We start from the raw sequence: 1,814 nt of genomic DNA, 5'->3' as shown, positions 1-1,814 counted from the left end.
CACTGATCGTCACGGTCGCCGCATCGTTATCCACGGTCGCGTTTACACTCAGGGCCGCCTCCACTGCATCTAAGGTGATCGCCGTATTAGCATTAATAGGATTGCCATTATTATCCACCGCTGTCGCGGTAATGGTTAAGGCGCCATCCGCTAAGCCGCTAATATCAATCCCCGCCAAGCTGTAGCTGCCATCGGCATTGACTACCGCACTCACCACTACGCTAATACCAAACTGATCGGTAATCGTTATTTCAACCGTGCTACCCGGCGCCACATCGGTGGTGCTGCCTGACAGGGTTAAGCTATTATCCGCTGCCAGCTCTGCCGTCACGGTAATGGCCGAGTCGATGGCATCCAGTGTTAAGCCTGTACTGGCATTAATGGGGTTGCCATTATTATCCACAGCGCTCGCCGTAATGGTTAAAGCACCATCCGCTAAACTGCTAATATCCACGCCCGCCAAGCTATAGCTGCCATCGGCATTCACTAAGGCCGTCACCACCACGCTATTGCCAAACTGATCGGTAATCGTTATTTCAACTGTGCTGCCCGAAGCCACATCGGTGGTGCTGCCTGAAAGGGTTAAGCTATTATCTGCCGCCAGCTCTGCCGCCACGGTAATGGCCGAGTCGATGGCATCCAGTGTTAAGCCGGTATTGGCACTGATTGGATTGCCATTATTATCCACGGCGCTCGCCGTAATGGTTAAAGCGCCATCCGCTAAACTGCTAATATCCACGCCCGCTAAGCTATAGCTGCCATCGGCATTCACTACCGCACTCACCACTACACTAGTACCAAACTGATCGGTAATCGTTATTTCAACTGTGCTGCCCGAAGCCACATCGGTGGTGCTGCCTGACAGGGTTAAGCTGTTATCTGCCGCCAGCTCTGCCGCCACGGTAATGGCCGACTCCACCGCATCCAGTGTTAAACCGGTATTGGCATTAATGGGGTTGCCATTATTATCCACAGCGCTCGCCGTAATGGTTAAAGCACCATCCGCTAAACTGCTAATATCCACGCCCGCCAAGCTATAGCTGCCATCGGCATTGACTAAGGCCGTCACCACCACGCTATTGCCAAACTGATCGGTAATCGTTATTTCAACTGTGCTGCCCGAAGCCACATCGGTGGTGCTGCCTGACAGGGTTAAGCTATTATCTGCCGCCAGCTCTGCCGTCACGGTAATGGCCGAGTCGATGGCATCCAGTGTGATGCCGGTATTGGCATTGATGCTATTGCCGTTATTATCCACCGCTGTCGCGGTAATGGTTAAGGCACCATCCGCTAAGCCGCTAATATCAATCCCCACCAAGCTGTAGCTGCCATCGGCATTGACTAAGGCCGTCACCACTACGCTAGTACCAAACTGATCGGTAATCGTTATTTCAACTGTGCTGCCCGAAGCCACATCGGTGGTGCTGCCTGACAGGGTTAAGCTATTATCCGCTGCCAGCTCAGCCGCCACGGTAATGGACGAGTCGATGGCATCCAGTGTGATGCCGGTATTGGCATTGATGCTGTTGCCGTTATTATCTACGGCACTGGCCGTAATCGTCAGCGGGCCATCAACCAGGTTGCTGATATCAATGCCGGCTAGGCTGTAGCTGCCATCGGCATTGACTACCGCACTCACCACTATGCTAGTACCAAACTGATCGGTAATGGTTAGCTGCACCGTGCTACCCGGCGCGACATCCACCGTGTTACCCGAGAGCGTTAAGCTATTATCCGCCGCCAGCTCTGCCGCCACGGTAATGGACGAGTCGATGGCATCCAGTGTGATGCCGGTATTGGCATTAATGGGGTTG

1 protein-coding gene is annotated in these 1,814 nt (G+C 53.5%); it reads right to left on the bottom strand.

Annotated elements, in window-relative coordinates; all coding sequences use genetic code 11:
• Positions 1–1,814, bottom strand: a 1,814-nt coding sequence (locus IE070_RS16475; RefSeq protein ID WP_373297017.1) for a beta strand repeat-containing protein, incomplete at both ends; no start/stop codon positions are given.

The sequence above is a fragment of the Alishewanella tabrizica genome, assembly GCF_014652375.1.
Lineage (GTDB): Bacteria > Pseudomonadota > Gammaproteobacteria > Enterobacterales > Alteromonadaceae > Alishewanella > Alishewanella tabrizica.
This window is presented reverse-complemented; position numbering and strand designations above follow the sequence as displayed.